The 3,084-nt window shown below is 72.0% G+C and carries 3 protein-coding genes; 2 read left to right on the top strand and 1 reads right to left on the bottom strand.

Features of this window, described 5'->3' with window-relative positions; all coding sequences use genetic code 11:
• Window positions 1-1,180 (top strand): cytochrome P450 (locus AOK18_RS26175; RefSeq protein WP_055695945.1); only part of this gene is annotated, 1,180 nt, incomplete at its 5' end.
• Window positions 1,181-1,258: 78 nt separating this feature from the next.
• Here AOK18_RS26175 and AOK18_RS26180 read toward each other — a convergent pair.
• Window positions 1,259-2,290 (bottom strand): 7-epi-alpha-eudesmol synthase, encoded by a 1,032-nt coding sequence (locus AOK18_RS26180; protein WP_055573290.1) that lies wholly within the window; start codon window positions 2,288-2,290, stop codon window positions 1,259-1,261.
• Between the two features lie 333 nt (window positions 2,291-2,623).
• Between AOK18_RS26180 and AOK18_RS26185 the strand changes: the two genes are divergently transcribed.
• Window positions 2,624-3,016: a VOC family protein gene (locus AOK18_RS26185; protein WP_055573289.1), complete on the top strand. Its 393-nt coding sequence runs from the start codon at window positions 2,624-2,626 to the stop codon at window positions 3,014-3,016.
• Window positions 3,017-3,084: the final 68 nt, after the last annotated feature.

Below are 3,084 nucleotides of genomic sequence, written 5' to 3' on the forward strand. Positions count from 1 at the left end.
CGCCCGGCTGTACGGACCGGACCTGGCCACCGACCCGGCCGGCGTCCAGGAACGGCTGCGCGAGGAACACGGACCGGTGGCACCGGTGCTGCTGGAGGGTGACGTGCCGGCCTGGCTGGTGCTGGGCTACCGGGACATCCGGCGGGTGCTCGACCACCCCCGCCAGTTCACCCGGGACGCCCGGATCTGGCGCGACCGGCGCGAGGGGCGGGTCGCGGACACCTCGCCGCTGGTCCCGATGCTCGGCTGGCGCCCCGACTGCGTCTCCCAGGACGGCGAGCCGCACCGCAGGCTGCGCGGAGCCGTCACCGACGGACTCCAGGCCGCCGCCGGCCGCGGCGTCCGGCGGCACGCCACGCACTTCGCGAACAAGCAGATCGACGCCTTCGCGGACACCGGCCGCGCCGACCTGGTGAGCGACTACGCCGAGTACCTGCCGATGCTGGTGCTCACCCGCGTCCTGGGACTGCCGGAGGCCGAGGGACGCGACCTGGTCGAGTCGTGCGCACAGGTCCTCAAGGGCGGGGAGGACGCGGTCACGCACGACATCCGCATCCAGGAGATCCTCGGTGCGCTCGTGGTCCGCAAGCGGACCGAACCCGGCAGCGACCTCACCACCGCCCTGCTGGCGCACCCCGCCCGGCTCGACGAGGAGGAGGTGGTCAGCCATCTGCGCCTGGTGCTGATCGCCGGCCACACCACCACCAGCAACCTGCTCGCCCGGGTGCTCCAGCTGGTCCTGACCGACACCGCCCGGCTGTCCGGACTGATCAGCGGCCGGCTGAACGTCTCCGCGGTGGTCGAGGAGGTCATGTGGAACAGCCCTCCGCTCGCGGTGCTGCCCGGCCGGTTCGCCACCGGCGACCTGGAGATCGGCGGTCACCTGGTCGAGGAGGGGGATCTGCTGGTCCTGGGCCTCGCGGCGGGCAACCGGGACCCGGAGATCCGCCCGGACCCCGCGGTGTCGGTCCAGGGCAACCAGTCGCATCTGGCGTTCAGCGGGGGACCGCACGAATGCCCGGGCCAGAACATCGGCCAGGCCGTCATCGAGATCGCCGTGGACGTCCTGCTGCACCGGCTGCGGGACCTGCGCCTGGCGGTGCCGCCGGAGGAGCTCTCCTCGAGCGCCTCCACCTGGGAGACCCGACTGGACCGCCTGCCGGTCGAGTTCAGCGCCTGACACCGGACGACGCCGCAACGGCCGTGCCGCCCGGCCACCGCGCCCGGCCCCGCCGCGGGGCCGGGCGGCACGGCCGGTTCACACGGTCAGCAGATCGTCGACCGAGCCGCGGCCCGCCTGCTCGGCCGTGGCCACCTCGCCCTCCTTCGACGCCGCGTACCGGCCGCTGGTCAGGGCCCACTCGTAGTTGCCCCCGATCCAGTGCTGGATGGCCTGCACGCCCTTGTCCACCCGCTCGCGCTCGTCCGCGTCGAGCGCGAGCTCCTCGCACATGCGGGGCACCCGCGCCTCGAGCTCCAGGTACTCGTCCAGGCAGGCGGCCGTCATGCGGTACGCCTCGGCCGCGGCCTCCTCCCACGAGCAGCCGCGCTCCCGGTGCAGTACGGCGATCAGGTTGTGGCCGTCGCCGCGGCGCCGCTCCCGTTCGAAGGAGTGGATGTCGTTCATGAAGCCGATGGTGTCCGCGGCCAGGTCACGCATCCGCTCCATCAGGGGATGGGCCATCACCCGCGCCGGCACCTCGAAGCCGCGGCTGCGCTCACCGGCGTCGATACTGTGGTGGATGCCGACGGTGCGCCGCCGGAACACGGTGTACTCGTCGAGGCCGAGGGTCCCGGCCAGCCCGCGGGCCGCCAGGTCGACCTCCTCGCAGTGGGCCACCAGGAACCGGCCCCAGGACGCGGCGAACCGGGTCTGCCAGGTCAGGGACATGCCATCAGAGAGGTGTTCCCAGACCTGCGCCCAGGCCACCGTGATCGGGCAGACCACCCGGGGGGTGCTCCCCGCCGGACGCAGCGGGGTGGCGATGAGCTCCCGCGCCACGTCGGCTATCACGTCCGCCCGGTCCGGCCGCCCCGCGTCGAACTGGTCGTCGAACAGGAACGCCAGCGAGAACCAGTTCATCAGGACGACCATGTCCTCGGCCGAGGCGTACGGATAGGTGCGGGCGGCGGCCTGCGGCAGGTCCCAGGAGCGGTACTCGTCGAACCCGGCCCGGCTGCGCACCAGTCCCATGTCCCACACCCAGCGCAGATGACGCGCCCGCGCGTACTCCAGATGCTCGCTGACCGGGGTGTCGAAGGGAAGGTCGAACCGGACGTCCTGAGACATGTGCTTCCTTTCGGGAAACGGAACGCGGAGTCCCCCGCCCTGCGAGCGGACCGCCAAGGAGACGGCCCGCACTCGAACTCGACTTCACCGCACGAAAGTTGAGCCGGTAAGCGGAACGAGGCTGCCCAGATCCTAGATGATCTACACAAGGTACTGTCGTGATATCTGTTACCGGACAAGGCACTTGAGGTGCATGTTCTCCCAAATGCCTCGGGATTCACCGCACTTGCAGTCGCCCGGCGTTGATTGAATCCGCGGAACCGGGACAGGTGCCCCTTACGGGCAGGGAAGTCGCCCCGGCCCGCGGACGGACCCGGACCCTGTGGAGGAGACATGCCGACGGTGCCTGCGGGAGTGGTGGTGCTCGACTGCGCCGAACCCGAGAAACTCGCCGAGTTCTACCGTGAACTGCTGGCGGCGGAGGTGGTGGACGCCCAGGCCAACCGGGTGGAGCTCCGGGCCTCCGACGGCTTCCGGCTGGCGCTGCGCCGTGACACCAACGCCACCGCGCCGAGCTGGCCGCGCCCCGAGAACTCGCTCCAGGCGCACCTGGAGTTCGTGGTCGACGACCTGGACGCCGTGGAACGGCGGATCGTGGGCCTCGGCGGCCGGCCGGTGGAGACGAAGGACGCCGCGGGCCCCCTGGAGGAACGCGGTTACGCCGACCCGGCCGGGCACTCCTTCACCGTACGCTGCGATGTCCCGGTGGCACCGAAGCTGGGCTGACCCCCGCCGAACGGCCGGGCCCGCCGGAACCGGCCGGGATCCTCCGGGGCCGCACGAAGCCCCCGGCG

It is taken from the genome of Streptomyces prasinopilosus, assembly GCF_001419695.1.
In the GTDB taxonomy this organism is placed as follows: domain Bacteria; phylum Actinomycetota; class Actinomycetes; order Streptomycetales; family Streptomycetaceae; genus Streptomyces; species Streptomyces prasinopilosus.